The 17,676-nt window shown below is 72.8% G+C and carries 14 protein-coding genes and 1 pseudogene; 6 read left to right on the forward strand and 9 right to left on the reverse strand.

The window, feature by feature from the left end:
- Positions 1–2: 2 nt before the first annotated feature.
- The 3 genes from AC0HI0_RS15960 to AC0HI0_RS15970 are packed head-to-tail and all read right to left on the reverse strand — an operon-like array spanning position 3 to position 2,529.
- A complete protein-coding gene (locus AC0HI0_RS15960; protein WP_480933142.1) occupies positions 3–692 on the reverse strand; it encodes a DsbA family oxidoreductase in 690 nt (229 codons plus the stop codon).
- Complete coding sequence (locus AC0HI0_RS15965; RefSeq protein ID WP_480933143.1) at positions 689–1,531, reverse strand: oxygen-binding di-iron domain-containing protein; 843 nt, start codon at positions 1,529–1,531, stop codon at positions 689–691. Before AC0HI0_RS15965 ends, AC0HI0_RS15960 begins: the two co-directional genes overlap by 4 nt.
- A gap of 35 nt (positions 1,532–1,566) precedes the next feature.
- A complete protein-coding gene (locus AC0HI0_RS15970) occupies positions 1,567–2,529 on the reverse strand; it encodes a DMT family transporter (RefSeq protein ID WP_480933144.1) in 963 nt (320 codons plus the stop codon).
- Between the two features lie 62 nt (positions 2,530–2,591).
- Here AC0HI0_RS15970 and AC0HI0_RS15975 point away from each other — a divergent pair, with 62 nt between their 5' ends.
- Positions 2,592–3,188: a TetR/AcrR family transcriptional regulator gene (locus AC0HI0_RS15975; RefSeq protein ID WP_480933145.1), complete on the forward strand. Its 597-nt coding sequence runs from the start codon at positions 2,592–2,594 to the stop codon at positions 3,186–3,188.
- A gap of 104 nt (positions 3,189–3,292) precedes the next feature.
- Here the strand turns inward: AC0HI0_RS15975 and AC0HI0_RS15980 are convergent, their stop codons facing one another.
- Positions 3,293–3,682 (reverse strand): SH3 domain-containing protein, encoded by a 390-nt coding sequence (locus AC0HI0_RS15980; RefSeq protein WP_480933146.1) that lies wholly within the window; start codon positions 3,680–3,682, stop codon positions 3,293–3,295.
- A gap of 243 nt (positions 3,683–3,925) precedes the next feature.
- Between AC0HI0_RS15980 and AC0HI0_RS15985 the strand changes: the two genes are divergently transcribed.
- On the forward strand, positions 3,926–6,718 hold the full coding sequence (locus AC0HI0_RS15985; protein ID WP_480933147.1) for an AfsR/SARP family transcriptional regulator: 2,793 nt from the start codon (positions 3,926–3,928) through the stop codon (positions 6,716–6,718).
- A 20-nt stretch (positions 6,719–6,738) separates the two neighbouring features.
- On the opposite strand, the pseudogene AC0HI0_RS15990 reads toward AC0HI0_RS15985, so the two are convergent.
- Positions 6,739–6,978 (reverse strand): annotated as a pseudogene (locus tag AC0HI0_RS15990) (transposase); the annotation flags it as partial.
- 242 nt (positions 6,979–7,220) lie between these two features.
- Positions 7,221–8,021, reverse strand: a complete 801-nt coding sequence (locus AC0HI0_RS15995) for a putative Ig domain-containing protein (RefSeq protein ID WP_480933148.1) — start codon at positions 8,019–8,021, stop codon at positions 7,221–7,223.
- A gap of 231 nt (positions 8,022–8,252) precedes the next feature.
- Here AC0HI0_RS15995 and AC0HI0_RS16000 point away from each other — a divergent pair, with 231 nt between their 5' ends.
- Positions 8,253–8,426, forward strand: a complete 174-nt coding sequence (locus AC0HI0_RS16000) for a CsbD family protein (RefSeq protein WP_480933149.1) — start codon at positions 8,253–8,255, stop codon at positions 8,424–8,426.
- A gap of 123 nt (positions 8,427–8,549) precedes the next feature.
- The gene (locus AC0HI0_RS16005) at positions 8,550–9,059 is read left to right on the forward strand and encodes a hypothetical protein (protein WP_480933150.1); all 510 of its coding nucleotides are present in this window, start codon (positions 8,550–8,552) and stop codon (positions 9,057–9,059) included.
- Between the two features lie 44 nt (positions 9,060–9,103).
- On the opposite strand, the gene AC0HI0_RS16010 is transcribed toward AC0HI0_RS16005, so the two are convergent.
- The 3 genes from AC0HI0_RS16010 to AC0HI0_RS16020 are packed head-to-tail and all read right to left on the reverse strand — an operon-like array spanning position 9,104 to position 11,636.
- The gene (locus tag AC0HI0_RS16010; RefSeq protein WP_480933151.1) at positions 9,104–10,369 is read right to left on the reverse strand and encodes a cytochrome P450; all 1,266 of its coding nucleotides are present in this window, start codon (positions 10,367–10,369) and stop codon (positions 9,104–9,106) included.
- A 53-nt stretch (positions 10,370–10,422) separates the two neighbouring features.
- Positions 10,423–10,512 (reverse strand): hyalucidin A family RiPP precursor, encoded by a 90-nt coding sequence (locus AC0HI0_RS16015; protein WP_480933152.1) that lies wholly within the window; start codon positions 10,510–10,512, stop codon positions 10,423–10,425.
- A gap of 2 nt (positions 10,513–10,514) precedes the next feature.
- Complete coding sequence (locus AC0HI0_RS16020; RefSeq protein ID WP_480933153.1) at positions 10,515–11,636, reverse strand: cytochrome P450; 1,122 nt, start codon at positions 11,634–11,636, stop codon at positions 10,515–10,517.
- 535 nt (positions 11,637–12,171) lie between these two features.
- On the opposite strand from AC0HI0_RS16020, the gene AC0HI0_RS16025 reads away from it, so the two are divergent.
- On the forward strand, positions 12,172–15,582 hold the full coding sequence (locus AC0HI0_RS16025; protein ID WP_480933154.1) for a penicillin-binding transpeptidase domain-containing protein: 3,411 nt from the start codon (positions 12,172–12,174) through the stop codon (positions 15,580–15,582).
- Positions 15,579–17,672 carry a serine/threonine-protein kinase gene (locus tag AC0HI0_RS16030; RefSeq protein WP_480933155.1) on the forward strand — a complete coding sequence of 698 codons (2,094 nt, stop codon included), beginning with the start codon at positions 15,579–15,581 and terminating at the stop codon, positions 17,670–17,672. The genes AC0HI0_RS16025 and AC0HI0_RS16030 overlap by 4 nt, the downstream gene beginning before the upstream one ends.
- Positions 17,673–17,676: the final 4 nt, after the last annotated feature.

Raw genomic sequence — 17,676 nt, forward strand, 5'->3', positions numbered from 1 at the left:
GGTTATGCCGCCGAGCGTTTCACGAGTTCGGACACGACTTCGGGTTCGTCCCGGTCGACCACCGGCCAGCCGGTGCCGTAAGCGCCGTGCCAGCCCACGCCGATGCCCGGGTTGGCGTGGTCGGAACCGTCCGGGAGGAACAGGTGCGGGCTGCAGTCGACGGTCTCGGTGGCGGAGATCGCGGCCTGCTCGGCCAGCGCGCGGCGGGCCCGGCCGTCGTCCAGCGCCGCCGCGAGCGCGGCCACGTCGACCGCGCCCGTGCCCGCCGCGACGTCGAGGATCACGTGGTAGTTGGCGATGCACCGGGACTGCGCCCAGAAAGCCTTGCGCAGCGCCAGGTCGAGCTGCTCGGACGCGGCGAACCCCTGCTCCTTGGCGGCCTGCACGGCTTCCAGCGCGAGCAGCGTGCTGGACGGGTAGAGCCAGTCCTTGTCCTGCCACAGCTGCCACCCGGCGTCCGGTTCGAGGCTCGCGATCCGGCCGACCTCGCTGTCGGTGCCGGTGCGCGGGCTGGGCGCCTTGTTCAGCAGTTCCAACGGGAACGCGCGGTGGTCGAACGAGACCCGGCCGTCCAGGCCGAGTTCGCGGCGCGCCTTGTGCAGCCGGTGCACCGTGACGTTGGCGAACGAGCACCAGATGTCGGAGAAGACGACGACGACACCGGGCGGGGGCGTCAGATCCTGTGCGGTCACAGCGTTCCTTCGGTGAGTTCGGTCTCCCGGCCGGCGGCGACCGCGGCGATCTCCGCCTCGTGCCGCTCCAGCACGGCCTCGACCTCGACGTCCTCCGGCGGCAGCCACGGTGTCATCGAGGGGATCTTGCGCATGGCGTCGAGCAGGGCGTCCGTGCGACCGGCGGCGATCGGCCCGTGCGCGCTGAGCACGGTCTTCGGGCCGATCGCGCGGATCAGGTCGAGCACCCTGTCGAACTTCTCCTGGTCCACCAACGAGGTCCACGGCGCGTTGGCGCGGGTGAACAGGGCCAGGCCGTCGTAGTAGTCGTTCTCCGCGACGTCCTGGGCGTGCGCGGCGAACTCCGGCAGCACCGAGCCGAAGCTGTCGGCGCTGAACAGGATCTCCAGCTTCTCGTCGTACACCGCGATCGTCGACGGCGCGTCGTACGCGGGCGGGCGCAGCACGGTGATCCGCCGGTCGCCCAGGTCCAGCGAGCGGCCCGGGTTGACCGCCCGGACCCGGTGCCGGGGCACGTTCCAGTACTCGGCGAGGCGGTCCACCGAGAGCTGGTTGGTCACCAGCGTCGCGTTGGGGGCCGCCGCCAGGATCTCGCGCAGGCTGCCGACGTGGTCGCGGTCGTCGTGGGTGACCACGATCCACCGGAGGTCCCGGGGGTCGACGAGGTTCCACAGCTCCTGGTCGAACCGGCCCGCGTCGATCGGCAGGCCGGCGTCGATCAGGACGGGTTCGCGCGCCCGGACGAGGTAGGCGTGCACGGGCAGCACGCCCGCGCCGGCGATGGGCAGTCGGGAAGGCAGCACGAACACGTCGGGCGCGGCGGAGTAGGGCGTCAGCACTGCGTCTCACTTCCGGTGGGAGCGGAGGGCCGGGGCTACTTGGCGAGCTGGACCAGCACGGAGCCGGCGACGAGCAGGGCGACGCCGGCCAGCCGCGCGGGGGTCAGCCGCCGGCGCGGCAGGCGGAACAGCCCGTACTGGTCGACCACCGCCGAGGCGAACTGCTGACCGGTGACGGTGAACGCCACCGTGGTCGCCGCGCCGATCTCGGGGATGAGCAGGAAGGTGACCGTCACGTAGGCGGCGGCGCAGGCCCCGCCGAGCCAGCCCCACCACGGCATGGCCTTGAGCCCGTCGAGCTTCGGCCTGGGCGTCCGGCCGGTCGAGACGAGGACGGCGAGCACGATCGCGATGGAGGCCACGGCGACGATGAAGCTCACCGACGCCACCGCGAACGGCGCGCCGAGGTCGGCCCGGAGCTTGGCGTTGATCGCGCCCTGCACCGGCAGGACGCCGCCCGCGACGACGCCGAGCACGATCCAGCCCGACTGGGTGGCCAGGGCCGGGCGGGTGTCCTCCGGCGTCGCGGTGCCGGGTCCGGCCTTGACCGCCTGGTTCTGCCCGCGCACCACCACGGAGATGCCGACGACGACGGCGGCCACGCCGACCACGATCAGCAGGTTGAGCGGCACCTGCCGGACCCCGATCAGGCCGCCCAGGTCGAGCAGGAGGGAGGCCAGCATCTGGCCGGTCACCCACAGGCCGACCGTGGTCAGCGCGCCCAGCCGGGGGATCAGCAGGATGCCGCTGGTGATGTAGAGGGGGCTGGCCAGGCCGCCCAGCAGGTGCCACCAGGTCGCGTCGGCCACACCGCCCAGCGCGCCGAGGCCGCCGGTCAGCGCCGCCACCACGAGCAGCAGCACCGCGGCGACCGAGAGCTGGAGGGTCGACGCGCCGTAGGGGGTGCCCACGGCACGGTTGAGCTGGAGGTTCACCGATGCCTGCACCGCGAGGAGGGTGCCGACCAACAGCGCCGATGCCAGGAGGGCGAGGTACATGCCGGCATGGTAGCGATGAAGTGGACACGGTGTCCACTTATCTCCGGCCGTAGGATGTGCGCATGTCGACGGAGGTCTTGTTCGGCGGAGCCGGCCACCCCCGGGAGCGGGCCGACGCCGCGCGCAACCGCGCGAAGGTGCTGGCCGCGGCCGAACGGGTCTTCGCGGAGGCGGGCGGCACGACCGGGGTCACGATGGACGACGTCGCCCGCGCGGCCGGCGTCGGGCGCGCCACCCTGTACCGGCGCTACCCGGACACGATCGCGATCGCCCAGGCCCTGCTCGACACGCACGAAGCCGAGATCCAGGGCCGGATCCTGCGCGGCGAGCCACCGCTGGGTCCCGGCGCGGCACCGCGCGACCGGCTGGCCGCGTTCTACGCCGCGATGGTCGACCTGCTGGAGCGGCACCTGCACCTGGTGCTGGGCGCGGAGACCGGACCCGCGCGGTTCCGGACCGGTGTGTACGCCTTCTGGCGGCGGCACGTGGAGGTGCTGCTCGGCCCGGCCGCGCCCAAGGCGGCGGTCGACGCGCTCATGGCACCGCTGGCACCCGAGTTGTACGAGTACCAGCGCAAGGTTCGCGGCCTCACCCCGGCGGAGATCACCGAGAGCCTCGTCTGGCTGAGCGCGCGCTGCTGCGGTCCGCAGGACTCCTGAACCGGCTGACGCGCGCGGTGTCGGGCACGACGACGGCGGAACTCCCGGCGTGGACGGCCGAAGCGCGGTCCACGCCGGGAGTTCCGCTCTTCGCGCGGAGGTCGTCACTCGTCCCGGACGCAGGCGCTGGCCACGTAGCCGTCGCGGGTGGCGTTGCTGTCCAGGTCGACCGGGATCCAGCCGTTGGCGTTGCTCGCGCCGCAGGCGGTGTACCGCCCGCCGGTCTCGACCGGGAAGCAGGATAGTCGGGTGCCGCGGTTGACCGTGGCGACGATCCTGGAGTTGGTGTCGCGAGCGGCTCGCACGCGCAGGCCGTTGACGTTGGAGATGACCCAGCCGTAGCCGGCGCAGCGCGCCGCCGCGATGGTGGTCCGGTCGGCGGAGGGCTGGAGGCCGCCTGCGGGACCGGGCTCGGCGGTGGCGACGCCGCCGAGCGTCGTCGCACCGCCGAACAGGGCGGCCGCCAGGGTGATCACGGACAGTGTCTTGTTCATCGTCGTCACCTTTTGTCAGATGGTGGTTTGCGCTGCCGCCCGTGCGCCGGCACACGGGCGGCAGCGTGACTGCGGTCGCGACACGCTGGGACTTCCGTCGTGGTCCTCGTCCTGCCTGGCTGACGTATCCGGATGGTTGGACTGTCGCGGACCGATCGTGTGAATCGCTGGCAGGAGTTCTGCAGGTCCCTGGTCAGGGCGCTATGCCTGTCGCGGGAGGGTTCGCGTCGAGGGGGTGGGGTCGTGGCGGTGGTGGTGCGCCTGCTGGGGGAGGTGGGGGTGGAGCTGGACGGGCGGGCGGTGGACCTTGGCCATCCCCGGCAGCGGTGCGTGTTGGCGGCGCTGGCCGTGGACGCGGGCCGGGTGGTGCCGGTGGACCGGGTGGTCGGGCGGGTGTGGGGGGCGGACCCGGCGTGCCGGTCGCGGGCCACGTTGCACGGCTACGTCTCCCGGCTGCGGCGGGCACTGGCCCCTGTGGACGGCGTGGCGATCGTGCGCCGTTCGGGCGGGTACGCGCTGATGGCCGACCCGAACGGTCCGGTGGTCGACCTGCACCGCTTCCGGGGGTTGTGCGCCCGTGCCCGCAACGGCGGCACGGCGGCCGTCGGGTGGTTGACCGAGGCGCTGGCGCTGTGGCGCGGAGACGCGCTGACCGGTGTGGACGGCGAGTGGGCGCAGGACGAGCGCGACCGGTTGGGCCAGGAGCGGCTGGCCGCCGAGCACGACCTCGCCGACGCCCGGCTCGGCGCGGGCGAAGGCGTGGAACTGGTGGCCGAGCTGTCGGCCCGGGTGGCGCGGTTCCCGGCGGACGAGCGGGTGGCGGGCCAGTACCTGCTGGCCCTGCACCGCGCCGGGCGCACCACCGACGCCCTGGAGCACTACCGGCGGGTCCGCGCACGGCTGGTCGAGGAGCTGGGCACCGAACCCGGTGCCGCTCTCCAGACCCTGCACCGCCGGGTGCTGGTGGCGGACCCCGCGCTCGACGCGACCCCCGCAGCGGCACCGGAGGTCGGCACGCCGACCGTGGTCCCCCGCCAACTGCCGGCGGCCCCCGCGACGTTCGTCGGCCGACGAGGTGAGCTGGACCGCTTGGACGCCGCCCCGGAACCGGGCACGGCGGGCACCCTCGTGTCGGTCGTCGCGGGCGCGGGCGGCATCGGCAAGACGTGGCTCGCGCTGCACTGGGCCCACCGGCACGCCGAGCGGTTCCCCGACGGGCAGCTGTTCGTCGACCTGCGCGGCTTCGGCCCCGAGGGCGAGCCGATGACGCCGACGGGGGCGCTGCGCGGGTTCCTTGAGGCGCTGGGCGTGCGACCCGACCGCGTGCCGGTCGAACCCCACTCCCGAACCGCCCTGTTCCGCAGCCTGGTCGCGGACCGGCGGATGCTGCTGATCCTGGACAACGCCTCGGACACCGCCCAGATCACCCCCCTGCTGCCCGGCGGCGGCTCGTGCGCGGTGGTGGTGACCAGCCGCAGCAGCCTCCCGGGCCTGATCGCGGGACACGCCTGCCGGCACCTGTCGCTGGACGTGCTGTCGGTGCCCGAATCCCGTGCCCTGCTGACCGATCGCCTCGGCGCCGCCCGGGTCGCGGCCGAGCCCGCGGCGGTGGCGGAGCTGATCGACCTGTGCGCCGGATTCCCGCTGGCGCTGGGCATCGTGGCCGGGCGCGCCCACACCCGCCCCGGACTGCGGTTGGCCGCGCTCGCCGCCGAGCTGCGCGACCTGGGCCTGGACGCGTTGGACGACGACGAACCCGCCGCCAGCCTGCCCACCGTCCTGTCCTGGTCGTGCCACGCCCTCACTCCGGACCAGGCCGCCGCGTTCGCCCTGGTGGGCCTGGCGCCCGGCCCCGACATCGGCCTGCCGGCCGCCGCCGCGCTCACCGGACTGCCCCCGGACCGGACCACGACGGTGCTGCGGGGACTGGACCGGGCGTCGTTGACCGCCTCGGACGCCCGGGGCAGGCACCGGATGCACGACCTGGTCCGCGCCTACGCCGCCGGCACCGCCGAGGACCTGCTGCCGGAGGGCGAGGGGGCTTGCGCCCTCCGCCGGGTGGTGGACTTCTACCTGCACACCGCCCACACCGCCGACCGGCTGCTGGACCCGTACCGCGTGCCGATCCGACTCGCTCCCCCCGCCGCCGGCTGCCGCCCCCACCCGCTGCCCGACGCCGTCGCGGCCCTGAGCTGGTTCGACGCGGAGCACCCCTGCCTGCGCGCCGCCCAGCACACCGCCGCCACCCAGTCCCGCCACCAGGCCGTGTGGGATTTCGCCTGGGTCTTGAACACCTTCCAGTTGCGGCGCGGACTGCTGCGCGACCAACTCGACGTCTGGGCGCTCGGACTCGCCGCGGCCGAGCACCTCGACCCCGCCGCCAGGATGATCGCCCACCGGATCCTGGGCTGCACCCGCGCCGAGTCGGGGCAGCACGACGAAGCGGTCGAACACCTGCGCAAATCCCTCGTCCTGGCCGAACACCACCACGACCACACCAACCAGGCCCACACCCACCTCCAACTCGCCCAGGCGTGCGGACACCGGGCCGACCACCGGCGAGCCCTGCGGCACGCCACCCGGGCACTGCACCTCTACCGCGACCTGGACCACCCGACGTGGGAGGCCGACGCGCTCAACGCCGTGGCGCTGCACGCCGCCCGACTCGGCGACCACCAGCGTGCCCGCGAGCACTGCCAGGCCGCGCTCGCCGTGTTCTCCCGCCACCCCGAGCCGATCGGCGAAGCGGAAACGCTGGACACCCTCGGCTACACCGCCCACCACACCGGTCACCACCACAGCGCCGCCCGGTACTACCAGCAGGCCCTCGCCCTCTGGCGGGACAACAACGTCACCAACTCCGCCGCCAACACCCTCACCCGACTCGGCGACGCCTACTCCGCGCTCGGCCGCCACGACCTCGCCCACACCGTCTGGCGGGAAGCGCTGGAGCACTACCAGATGCAGCAACGACACGAGAACGCCGAACAGGTGCGACAACGCCTCGACTCCCCCAGCACCCCCGCACTCGACTAAGGCCTGTCCTGTAAGGGTCATCAGAGCCACAAGATGATGGCGGCGATGGTGAGTTCGGCCTGGTAGTAGGCAGCTCGCTTCGCGTATCTGGTGGCCAGGCCCCGGAACTGCTTGAGCCGGTCGAAACAGCGTTCGACCACGTTGTGTTGCGGGTTGTCGCCGGCCTGGCCGGCGGTGAGCAGCACACGCATCGGCAGACCACGTCCGTCTACCGCGAGGTGGATCCTGGTGCTCAGCCCGCCGCAGGACCGGCCGAGGGCCGACGGGCCCGCACGACGCCGGAGTCCACGCCGACCACCCACTCGACGTCACCGACGGAGTCGTCCTTGACGACCACCACCCGACACCGGCGGCGGCAACGGCTCGATCGCCGCCCACGCCCGATCCGTCGACTCACCACGACCAACCACCGCACACAAATTTCAGACGACCTGATCAGCGGCATACAGGACATCGCCCAGCCCGCTTCAAGTCCACTGTGGACTATAAGCTCGGACCGTCCTCACGCCTTGACCTCCCACGTGAACCCGGTCGTCGCGGCGTGGTCCGTGCCGTTGGTGACCACCACGGTCACCATCTTCGCGGCGGCGGCTGCGCCCGTCGTGCCCGTGATCTCTCCCGACGCCGCGTCGTACACGAGCCCGTCCGGCAGGCCGATCACGGTGAAGTGCAGCGTGCCGGGGCCTTTCGCGGCGACCTTGACCGGCTGGATCGTGGTGGTGGGCTTGGAGATCTGGTCGGCGGGCTTCTCCACGGTCAGCGCGGGCGCGGTGTCGGCGGCCGGGGCGGGGGCGGGTGCCCGCAGCGCCTCCAACGTCTTGCCCGCCAGGCCCGCGTAGGCGGCGGCGAGGTCGACGAACCGGGCGTTCGCCGCGTTCGCGGGTGCGGACATCCGGCCGGGTGCGAGGTCGGTGTCCGACGCCTGGATCAGGAAGGTCAGCGTGATCATGTCCGACCAGCGGCGGAAGACGATGTCGCGTTCGATCGTCTGCAACGGGTTCACCAGGCCCGCGACCGCCAGCGCGGCCACCGTGACACCGGCGGCGGCGATCACCTTCGCCGGTTCGGCGGCGGTGGCGATCGCGTAGATCGTGGCGAGGGTGCCCAGTGTGATCGCCGCAGCGAGCACCACCAGCCCCCACGTGCGGCTCTTGGCCGCCGGCGCGTCCCAGAACGAGATGTTCGCTGCGGCACCGCGCAAAGCGGCGTTGAGCGCCCGGATCGCGGCGACCAGCTCGGTCTCCTCCTGCTTCCGGACGTCGTCGGGCACGCGGTCGGGCAGGGCTACCTGCGGGATCGGCATCGCTACCTCCTCGGGAGGCACGGCGGGGTGGTACTGGTGGGTCGCGTCGATCACGGCCGTCGTTAGCCCGGCCATTCACCCGTTGGAGTGATATTCGGGCAGACAGGTCGAAACCACCGGTTCTCGGCCCCACCGGAAGCGACTGGTTTGAAGGCGCGCCGACCGGGCACCCATGGGACACGTGACGGTCGAACGGACCGCACCACGAATTTGGTGGCAGAGAGGACCGGAATGGGCGCCGACGACAAACTCGATGCGAAGGCCGACGAGCTGAAGGGCAAGGTCAAGCAGGGCGTGGGCAACGCCACGAATGACCACGAACTCCAGGCCGAAGGCAAGGCGGACGAGGCCAAGGGCGACCTCAAGCAAGCAGCCGAGAAGGTGAAGGACATCTTCAAGGACTGATCCGCGGCTCCGGTCGACAAGTGTCGAGGCCCACGTCCCGCAAAGGGACGTGGGCCTCTTCCGCCGGGCAAACCCGCGACTACCGGGAATCCCATTCCGCCCACCCCGGTAACATCCGCGCCCATGAACGACGGTCGACTGCCGCTGGACCACCCCGACTGGAAGACCCTGTCGCACCGGGGAGGTCTCGACGGGGAGGTCGACGTCCCCACCGAACTGCGCGCCCTGCTCGCCGACCCCGGTGACGAAGCCCGGTACGGCGGGTTCTGGCCCTACCTGTGCTCGGAGGACACCACGTGGCCCGCCGCCTACGCGGCGACGCCGTACCTGGTGGACCACGCCGCCGCCGTGCCCGCGCACCGCCGGGCCGGACGCGTCGCCGTGCTCGGGCTGATCGTCACCCACTCCGGTCCGGAGTCCTGCCCCGCCGAACTGCGCGACGCCCACACCGCGGCCGTGGACCGGGCGCTGCGACTCGCCACCGAGACCGTGGCGGTCACCTCCGGCGACGACCTGCGCTGGACGCTGTCCGCGCTCGCCGCCCTGCGGGGTGCTACCCTGCTCGCCGAGGTCCTGGCGAACTTGCAGTGCCCCGAGTGCGGGGAGGAGATCCCCGTCGACGCGGCCTCCTGAAGTTCGGGCGGCGCGGCACGGCCGATCGACCGACCTCCGACTCCTCAGTCCTCAGTGGACATTTGGTGCCGACCGGTGGTGGGTTCACGCGGGCGAACCCACCCGTCGAAGTCCAGCGGTCGCGGCACGGCCCCCAGGGAAACCCTCGCGGCACCGGGCGCTCGCAACTCCAACCGGAACCGGGTGCACAGCAGATGTGCCAGCAGCACCAGCTGAACACTCCCCAGCCCGGCACCGATGCACGCGGTGGGCGCCCACCCGAACGGCACGTAGTAGTGACCGCCGGGCGGGCGGTGGGCCGCTCCCGCCGACCACCGGTGCGGGTCGAACGTGTCCGGGTCGGCCCAGTGCCGTTCGTCGTGGTTGACCAGGAACGGGCTCACCAGGTAGTGCTGCCCCACGGCGAGCCGGTTGTCGCGGACCGTCAGGGGAACCCGGGCGCTGCGGGTCATCAGCAGCGGTGCCGACCACATCCGCAGGACTTCCTTCACGAACTGGTGCGCGATCGGCGCGGACCGGGTGCCGGTCCGGTACAGCTGGTCGACGGAACCGGCCGCGAACTCCTCGGTCAGGGTGGCCGCCCACTCCGGGCGTGTCGCCAGTTCGTACATCAGGCAGCTGGCAGCAGCGCCCGGTGGCCCGGCGATCGCGGTCAGGACCGTCGTCACCGCCTCCAACGCCCGGTCCGGGCCGAGCGAGGGCAGCAGTTCGTCCACGATGGGCTGCGTGAGGTCGACGCGCGCCCGCCCGCCGCGCGCCCGGCGGCGCATCTCCTTGCGCACGACCCGACCGGTGTGCAGCTGGGCGAGGACGGCCTGCCACTGCTGCCGGCGGGTCTGACCACCGGGGCCCGCGTCCAGTCGGGTCAGCTTCGCGATCGCGTCGCGACTGAGCCACGACTGGTCCGAAGTGGACAATCCGTCGAGCACCACCGGAACCAACGCGCGGAACATCACCTCGTGCGACAGCCACACGAGATCCACGTGCTGGTCGCGGCGTTCGTCCAGGATCGCGGCCATGCGGTCGGCCAGCGCGCGCACCCGGTCCTGCCCGCCGAGCACCCGCATCTGGGACAGCCACAGGGAACGCACCCGCCGCCACGACACAGCCGGACTGCGGCGGCCGCGGATCCGGTCGACGAACCGGTCGGGCAGCGTCAGATCGGCGAAGTTCTCGGCGTTGGCCCGGCTCGCCGCGTCCGCGTCGAACACCATCAGCCGCCGGTCGCCGTGCCAGAACACCCCGTCGTGCTCGGCGTTGGGGGCGCGCAGGTTCGCCAGCAGGTCCGGGTCGTCGCGACCGATCATCATGTGCCTCCCCGAAGAGGTGGGGAGCGTGGGGCCACGCTCCCCACCCGCACCGATCAGATGTGGTGGTAGACGTACCAGCGGTACTGGGAATCACTCTTGCGAATGTTGAGCGCCACCAGCGCGGCGTGGATGATCCTGGCCATGTTCACCTCCCTGAGCCCGTGCGGCTTCCGTTCGTACGAAGGGTGAAATCCGGTGGGGCGAGCGCGGCTGCGACGTGCGGTCGGTGCCGGTGGACCTCGATCCGCCACCGCCGCACCGGCGGCAGCACCCGCAGGACGTCCTCGACCACCTGCACGGCGAAGCCCGCGGCCACGCAGGTGTGCGCGCCCCAGCCGAACGGGATGAACGCCTCCGCGCCGCCCGGCGGCATACCCGCCGACCACCGCTCCGGGCGGAACTCCTCGGGGTCGGGCCAGAAGCGGCTGTCCCGGTGCAGCAGGTAGCTGCACACGACCACCTCGTCGGACGGCGTGACCTCGGTTCCGGCCACCCGGTGGGGTTCGGCGGGCGTGCGGCCGAAGTTCCAGGCCACCGGCCAGAGCCGCAACGCCTCCCGCACCACGCCGGCCAGGTCGCCGCCCGCTCCGGGCTCGGTGGCCCGCAGGTACACCGACCAGCCCAGCAGGAACCCGGTGGAACCCGTGACCGCGAACAGGAAGGACAGGAACACCTCCGCCAGCTGCACCAGCACCGTGCGCGAGGAGCCCTCCGGCGCGGCGGCGGCGAGCACGTCCAGCAGGTCGACCGGTGCCCGCACGTCCCGACCGCGCCGCCGGGACAACTCGGCGACCAGCGCCCGGCGGACCCTGCCCCGCAGCACCGCCCGCGACAACACCGACCGCCGGTCTCGCGCACCCGCCAGGACCGCGTGCCGGACCACCTGGTCGACCAGCCCGCGCAGCACGCCTTCCGATACCAGAACGTCGCGGAAATACTTGTACAGCAACAGGTTCCCGGCGTCCGGCCATCGGCTGACCGGTCCGATCTCCCGCTCGGCGATCGCCGCCACCCCGTCCCGCCGGGCGGTCCAGTGATCGCGCAGGAGGGTCCGCGCCACCCGGCCGATCTCCTGCTGCGTCGAACGCGGGCCGAGAAGCCCTTTGCCGGTAAGGAAGAAGTCCGAGTGCTCCCGGTAACGCGACCCGGTGTTGGCCAGCACGGCTTTCGCCTCGGCCGGCTCGCCGACGTAGAGCACACCCGGCCCGCGTCGGAAGATCGGCCCGTGACGGGCCCGAAGATCGTCGAGCGTCTCCAGTTCGTCCACGTTCTCGCCCCGTCCGGCCGGTATTCCACGGACCACAGCAGCTTCGCCCCGCCCGTGCCGTCCGGGCAAGCCACCGAATGGCCGGGCCGCTTCTGGGATCTGCCGTGCACCCGGTACTCCGACGACGGATCGCGCTCGTGCCGCCCGTTCCCCGCTCCCCCGGCCGACGACGACCGAGCGTGACGGATCGGATCCACATTTTTCGGGTCCGGGTTTCCGCGTCGCAGTCCGCTATCCGGCGAGCGCCGACAGCGAGCGCCCGTCACATTTTCCGCAGACACCGCAATTTTCGTGGCCCGCTATTCCGACCCCTCGACGGGACAACGTTACTACTCCGAACGAGTGAACCGTGGGGGTTGAGTAACCGCAGCTCAGGGCCGGTGTGGAAATTGGGCCAAGATCGGTAACGCCGATCGGCGCAATTCCGATCTGCGAAGTGGTTCGCCGACACACGGCCCACCGCTCGACGCGGCACCCAATTCCGCCCGCGTGAGGTCTCATCGAGTTTTGCCCGGAAACGGAGGCTGCGGCGACGATGGGTGACGGTCTCTCCGCGTACTTGTCGATTTTCCTGGTCGGGCTGGACGGCCTGAGTCGCTCGTTCGTCCTGCTCGGTCTGGTGCTCGCGGCCGGCAACGCGCTCCGGTTCCTGATCGGTCGGCCCGCCGCTGCGGTCGGCGCCCACGGCGCGCCGCTGCCCCGGGGCCACCGACCCTTGCCGGCGGCGCTGGTGCGTGGTGGCGAACCGAGTCTGTGGTGGCCGTTCCTGCTGGTGTGGCTGGGGTTCTGGCTCGGGTCCGGGGCCACCGTGTGGATGCTGCTCGTGCTGGCCCTGGTGCTGGTCGCGGTGGGTCTCGGTCTGCACCTGTTGCGGGCGGCGCACGCGCGGTGGCAGGACGAGGTCGTGTCCGGGCCCGCGCTGGCGGTGCTGCTGCTGACCGGCGTTCTCGTCCTGTTCGGACTGCTGCTCACGGTCCGCCTCGAAGTCGTGCCCATCCCTTCGGTCGCGTTTCGCGACGCGGTAGGCGGGGAGGCGCTCGGAAACGCGCTGACCAAGGCGATCCTGCCCGCCGCCGTCCTCGTGGCGGTGCTCGCCCTGCTCGCCCGGGGCGGACGCGGGCGGGTGTCGTTCGTCCGGCCGAAGCACGCCAGGTGGCACATCGGTGCGCTCGTCGTGGTGTTCGCGCTGTTCGCGGCACCGCTGCTGGGCGGCAACCAGCTCACCTTCGCCGGGTTCGCCACGCCCGAGTACGGGAAGATCGCCTACCTCGCCGTGCTCGCGATGATGCTCGCCGACCACGCCTACGGGTTCCGGATCCGACGGCCCCGGTTGCGCGACGCACGCGGTGACTTCCGGCACGCGGTCACCGTCCGCCGGCACCTGCTGTACCCGTTCGCGCTGTTCGGCGTGGTGGGCTTCGCGTCCGCGCTCAAGCACGACATCGGGCCGCTGATCCCGGTGTTCGCCGGGACTGTGACGATGGTGTGGCTCGTGGTGCGCGCCGAGGTGTCGCAATCGCTCGACGTGAGCCGACGCCGGGGCGTGGCGCGGTCGGCCGCCGTCCTGCGGACCACGGTGACCTTCACCCGGCCGATGATCGTGCCGCTGCTGGTGCTGGGCGGTCTGGGCCTGCTGGTGATGGTGTCCACCTCCTACATCACCGCGCGGTGGGACACGCAGCAGAACCCGTGGATCTACAACTGGGCGCAGGCGTGCCTGGACCCGCCCGACCGGACGCCCCTGCCCGCCGTCCCGGACGGCACGGCGGCCTGCCAGGAGTCGCTGGGCGGCGAGTTCGCCGGCACCCACTCGCAGATCGCCCAGTCGCTGGCCACCATCGCCGACGGCGGCCTGTGGGGGCGCGGGCTCTCCGACACGACCTCGGGCCGGCTGCCCGCGGGCAGCTCGGACCTGGTGCTCGCGGTGATCTGGAGCAAGCTCGGCGGCATCACCGTGCTGCTGCTCAGCGCGCTGTCGGCACTGCTGGCCGCCGCCCTGGTCCGGCTGTGCCGCACGACGGGCAGGACGGCCTCGTCGGAACGGCTGTTCATCGGCGGGTTCGCGGGAATGCTGCTGGCGCAGTTCCTGTTCGTGCTGGCCGCCACGGTCAACGCGGTGCCGCACTCCGGCATCACCGCGCCGTTCCTGTCCTACGGCGCGCAGTCCACGGTGGCGCTGGGGTTCGGCGTGATCACCGCGGTCGCGCTGCACTACCGGGCGGCCCCTGGACCGACCCCCGTGCCCGAGCACCGGGCCCCGTTCCCGGGGGTCCGCTCGGGTGTCCCACTGCTGGCCTTCCTGACCTGCGTGATGCTCACCTGGGGCGTGACGGTCTGGCCCTACACCGGGCTGGCCGAGAACCGGCCGTTCTGCGCCACGACGTCGCCCCTGGTGGACGCCGCGCAGTGCTCCACGGACCGGATCGCGCACGGCCGCACGACGGTGCGGCTCGTCGTCGGGGGCCAGGCCCAGTACGTGCGCACCGGCATCACCCCGAGCTGGGAGCCCGTCGGACAGCCCACCATCGCGCTGGACGACCTCGCCGGGATCGTCGACGGCAGCGCGTTGAACGGCGTGCTGTCCAGCGGTTCCGGGACGTCGCTCGCCGACCGGCTGGGGCCGGCCGACGCCGCCGGCCGCGCGCCCGGCTCGGTCGAGCTGACGGTGGATCCCGCCATCCAGTCCGCCGCGGCGACGGCATTGCGGTCGGACGCGAACGGGGCCGGACCGCTCGCCGGTGGTCTGGTCGTGCTCGACGCGCGGAGCGGGCACGTGCTCGCCTCGGCCAGCGCCCCGACGGAGACCGCGCGCCCGGAGTCCGAGATCGAGGACACCCAGCAGACGCGGGACTTCATCAAGGCGCACAAGGACTACTACCACCGCCGCCCGGACGGGACGCCCGACGAGAGCCGCAAGTGCGACACCGACGCCCCGACGCCCGAGGAGCGGTCGGACTGCGTCCGCTGGGGTCTGCGCGCCGAACCGCCGGCGCGGTCCGAGGCGGACCTGCGCCGGTACGTCACCGGGGTCGACGGCGCGACGGCACCCGGCCCGACGGTCAACCGCGCGCTGGGCAAGCGGTACGGCCTCGGCTCGACGTTCAAGGTCGTCATCGCGGCGGCCTACCTGCGCGGACCGGGCCGGACGGCGGACGACCTGATCCCCTCGCCGCCGGTCGTCTCGCTCGGCGGCAACCTGATCGACAACTACGAGCCGGGCTACTGCCCCGGCACGACGGGCGCGGCCAAGATCACGCTGCGGCAGGCGCTCGCCGTCTCGTGCAACACCGCGTTCGTGCAGTTGGCGAGCGACCTCAAGTGGCCGGTGATCGAGGAGACCGCCCGCGCGCTCGGGTTCTCCCCCGCGCGGCCGCAGCCCGGGACCGCGTGGCTGGCGGGGGTGACGGCGGGCGTCGACTCCGTGGTGCCGCAGGGACTCGCGGCGACCGACATCGGCAACGCGGTGCTCGGCGGCGGCGAGGTGGAGGGCACGCCGTTGCAGATGGCGGTCGTGCTGGCCGCGGTCGCCAACGGCGGCACCGCGGTCCAGCCGTCGCTGGTGGCCGCCGTGACCGACGCGAACGGCGGGGCCCGGCGGACCATCACCGGCGAGAGCCGCCCGGTGCTCACCCCGGAGCAGGCCGGCCAGCTGCAATCGGCGCTCTCGGCAACCACCACGGGCGGGACCGCCACCGGCCTCGCCGCGGCCGACAGCCGCGTCCTCTGGGTCAAGACCGGCACGCACGCGCTGGTCGAGGACGGCGAAGCGGTGCCCGCCCAGCAGTTCGTCCGGCAGATCGCCTGGCTGGTGGGCGCATTCCAGACCGCGCGGGGGCCGGTCTCGTTCGCGGTCGCGGTCGAGACGCACGACGAGTCGGCCGGCGCGCGCCGGGTCCGCTGGTTGGCGCAGCAGGCGATCGACAAGATCACGGAGGTGCGCGGATGACCGCGAAACCCGATCCCCGCTTCGAGGAGGCGGTGCGGATCGAAGCCACCACGCGGTTCCACCACTTCCTGGTGCGCCACACCCCGCCGCGCGGCGGGCTGCTCCTGGTCAAGGTCAAGGTGGTGACCTCGCGCTCGCTGTCCGAGCCGGTGCGGGCCAGGATCCGCGAGTCGTTGGAGGACGTGCGGGCCAACCACCGGGACATCCGCACCAGGGTCACCTTCACCGTCGACGCGGACGTGCCCCGCGGCCACGAGGTGCGGTGCGAGCCGGTGGTGACCAGCCGCGAGGAGCACGTCGAACCGCCGCCGGAGTTCGACGACGACCAGTCCGAACTGCTGGTGCTGAGCTGGGGCGCGCTGCGGTTCGAGTTCGTGCTCCCGGCGAGCCCGACCTGGCTGCCGTTCGGCCGCCCGCACACCAGGGACGACTACGGGCCGGGCGTGGTGCTGCCCCGGTCGCTGCTGGCCGTGCCGTCGGGTCGGCTGCTCGACTTCCGGTACCACAACGGCGGGCTCGAACTGCGCCGGTTCCAGGACGGCCCGAACATCGCCGTGGCGGTCGACGACCACCTGCTGCTCGTCGGGCAGGCCGGGCACCTGGTGGGCCGCCGGGGTCGGATCACCTACACCGACGTCACCACCGGCCTGGGCTGCGTGCTCGACTTCGAGTTGCAGGACTGGCTGATGGGCGGGCCGAGCGCGCCGGGTGCGCCCGACCACTTGGACGGCGCGCCGCACCCCGCCCTGCACGAGTCGGGCCGGGTCCTGCTGGTCGAGCCGCCGCGCACGGCGGCCAAGCCGGAGGAACGGCTGTTCCCGGTGCCGTCGAGCAGCCCGGAGCGGCCGATGCGGCACCTGGTCACCCACGTGCTGTACTCCGAGGCGTCCGACCGGGACCGGCCGGACAACCGCTGGCACGTCAAGCTGTACCGCTGCGCGACCCCGCAGCACGCCGCCCAGCTGCGGCGGTACCTGCGCACGCAGGCCGTGCTCATCGAGCAGGTCAACGCCTCGGTCGGCGGCACCGCGCAAGCACCTCCGTGGGTGGTCACGCCGGTGCACGTGCTGTCCGGGCGCAGCGGCTCGACCGGTCCGCAGCAGCCGACCGATCTGCTGATCCCCGAGCGGGACGTGGTGTCCGACCCGGAGAACCGGCTCTCGGCGTGGTTCGGCGTGGCCGACCAGCCGCAGCCGGCGTGCTTCGTGCTGGTGGTGTCGCCGCTGCTGGCCCCGGTCGGCTGGCCGGGCTCGGACCTGCGCAGCTCCGCGCCCGGCGTGGAGCAGCTCCCCGAACTGCGCACCCTGGCGCTGGGCGTGGACGCCTGCCACGACCGCGACATCGCCCACTGCGACATCAAGCCGGCCAACGTCTGCCGCTACCTCACCGCCGACAACAGGGGCGGCTACGTGCTGATCGACGGCGACTCGGTCGCCCGCGCCACCGCACAGCTCCCCGAGCTGCGGTTCAGCGCCGCTTACGCCTCGCCGGAGGTGCTCGGCCAGCGGCACCGGCTGCGCGCGCCCGGGCGCGAGGGGCCGGAGATCGACCTGCGCGAGCACGACCGGTTCGGGTTCGCCCTGGTGGCGCTCACCGCGATCGCGGGCGAGGACCGGGTCACCCCGATGCTGACCCAGGACGAGGACGGCCGGCGCACGGTCGATTCGCCGGACCTGGTCGCCGGCGCCCTGGCGAGCTACTGGCCGGAGCACTGGCGCCCGTTCGCGGCCGAGCTGGCGGCCCCGTTCCGGCCGAACGCGCTGGGCGGCGACGACTGGAGCGCGACCGGCTGGATAGACCGGCTCCAAGCGCTCATCGCGCCCGCGCCCACCGCGCGAGCCCCCGGAGTGGGGACGCACCTGCCGCCGCGACCGGTCGGCGCGCACGCCCGGCACGTGGAGGAGATCCGCGCCGAAGTGCGTGCCGGGCCCATCGGGCACAAGTGGCGGGTCGCCGCGGTCGCCCAGGCCGTCCAACGGCACCGGTTGACCGTGGCCAGGCAGGCGTACTGGCGCGAGGTCGCCCTGTTCGGGCTGCTGCCGATGGCGATCCCGGTGGTCCTGTTGTCCAGCCTGCTGCTGTGGAGGTGAAGTC

It is taken from the genome of Saccharothrix sp. NBAS 001 (assembly GCF_056640475.1).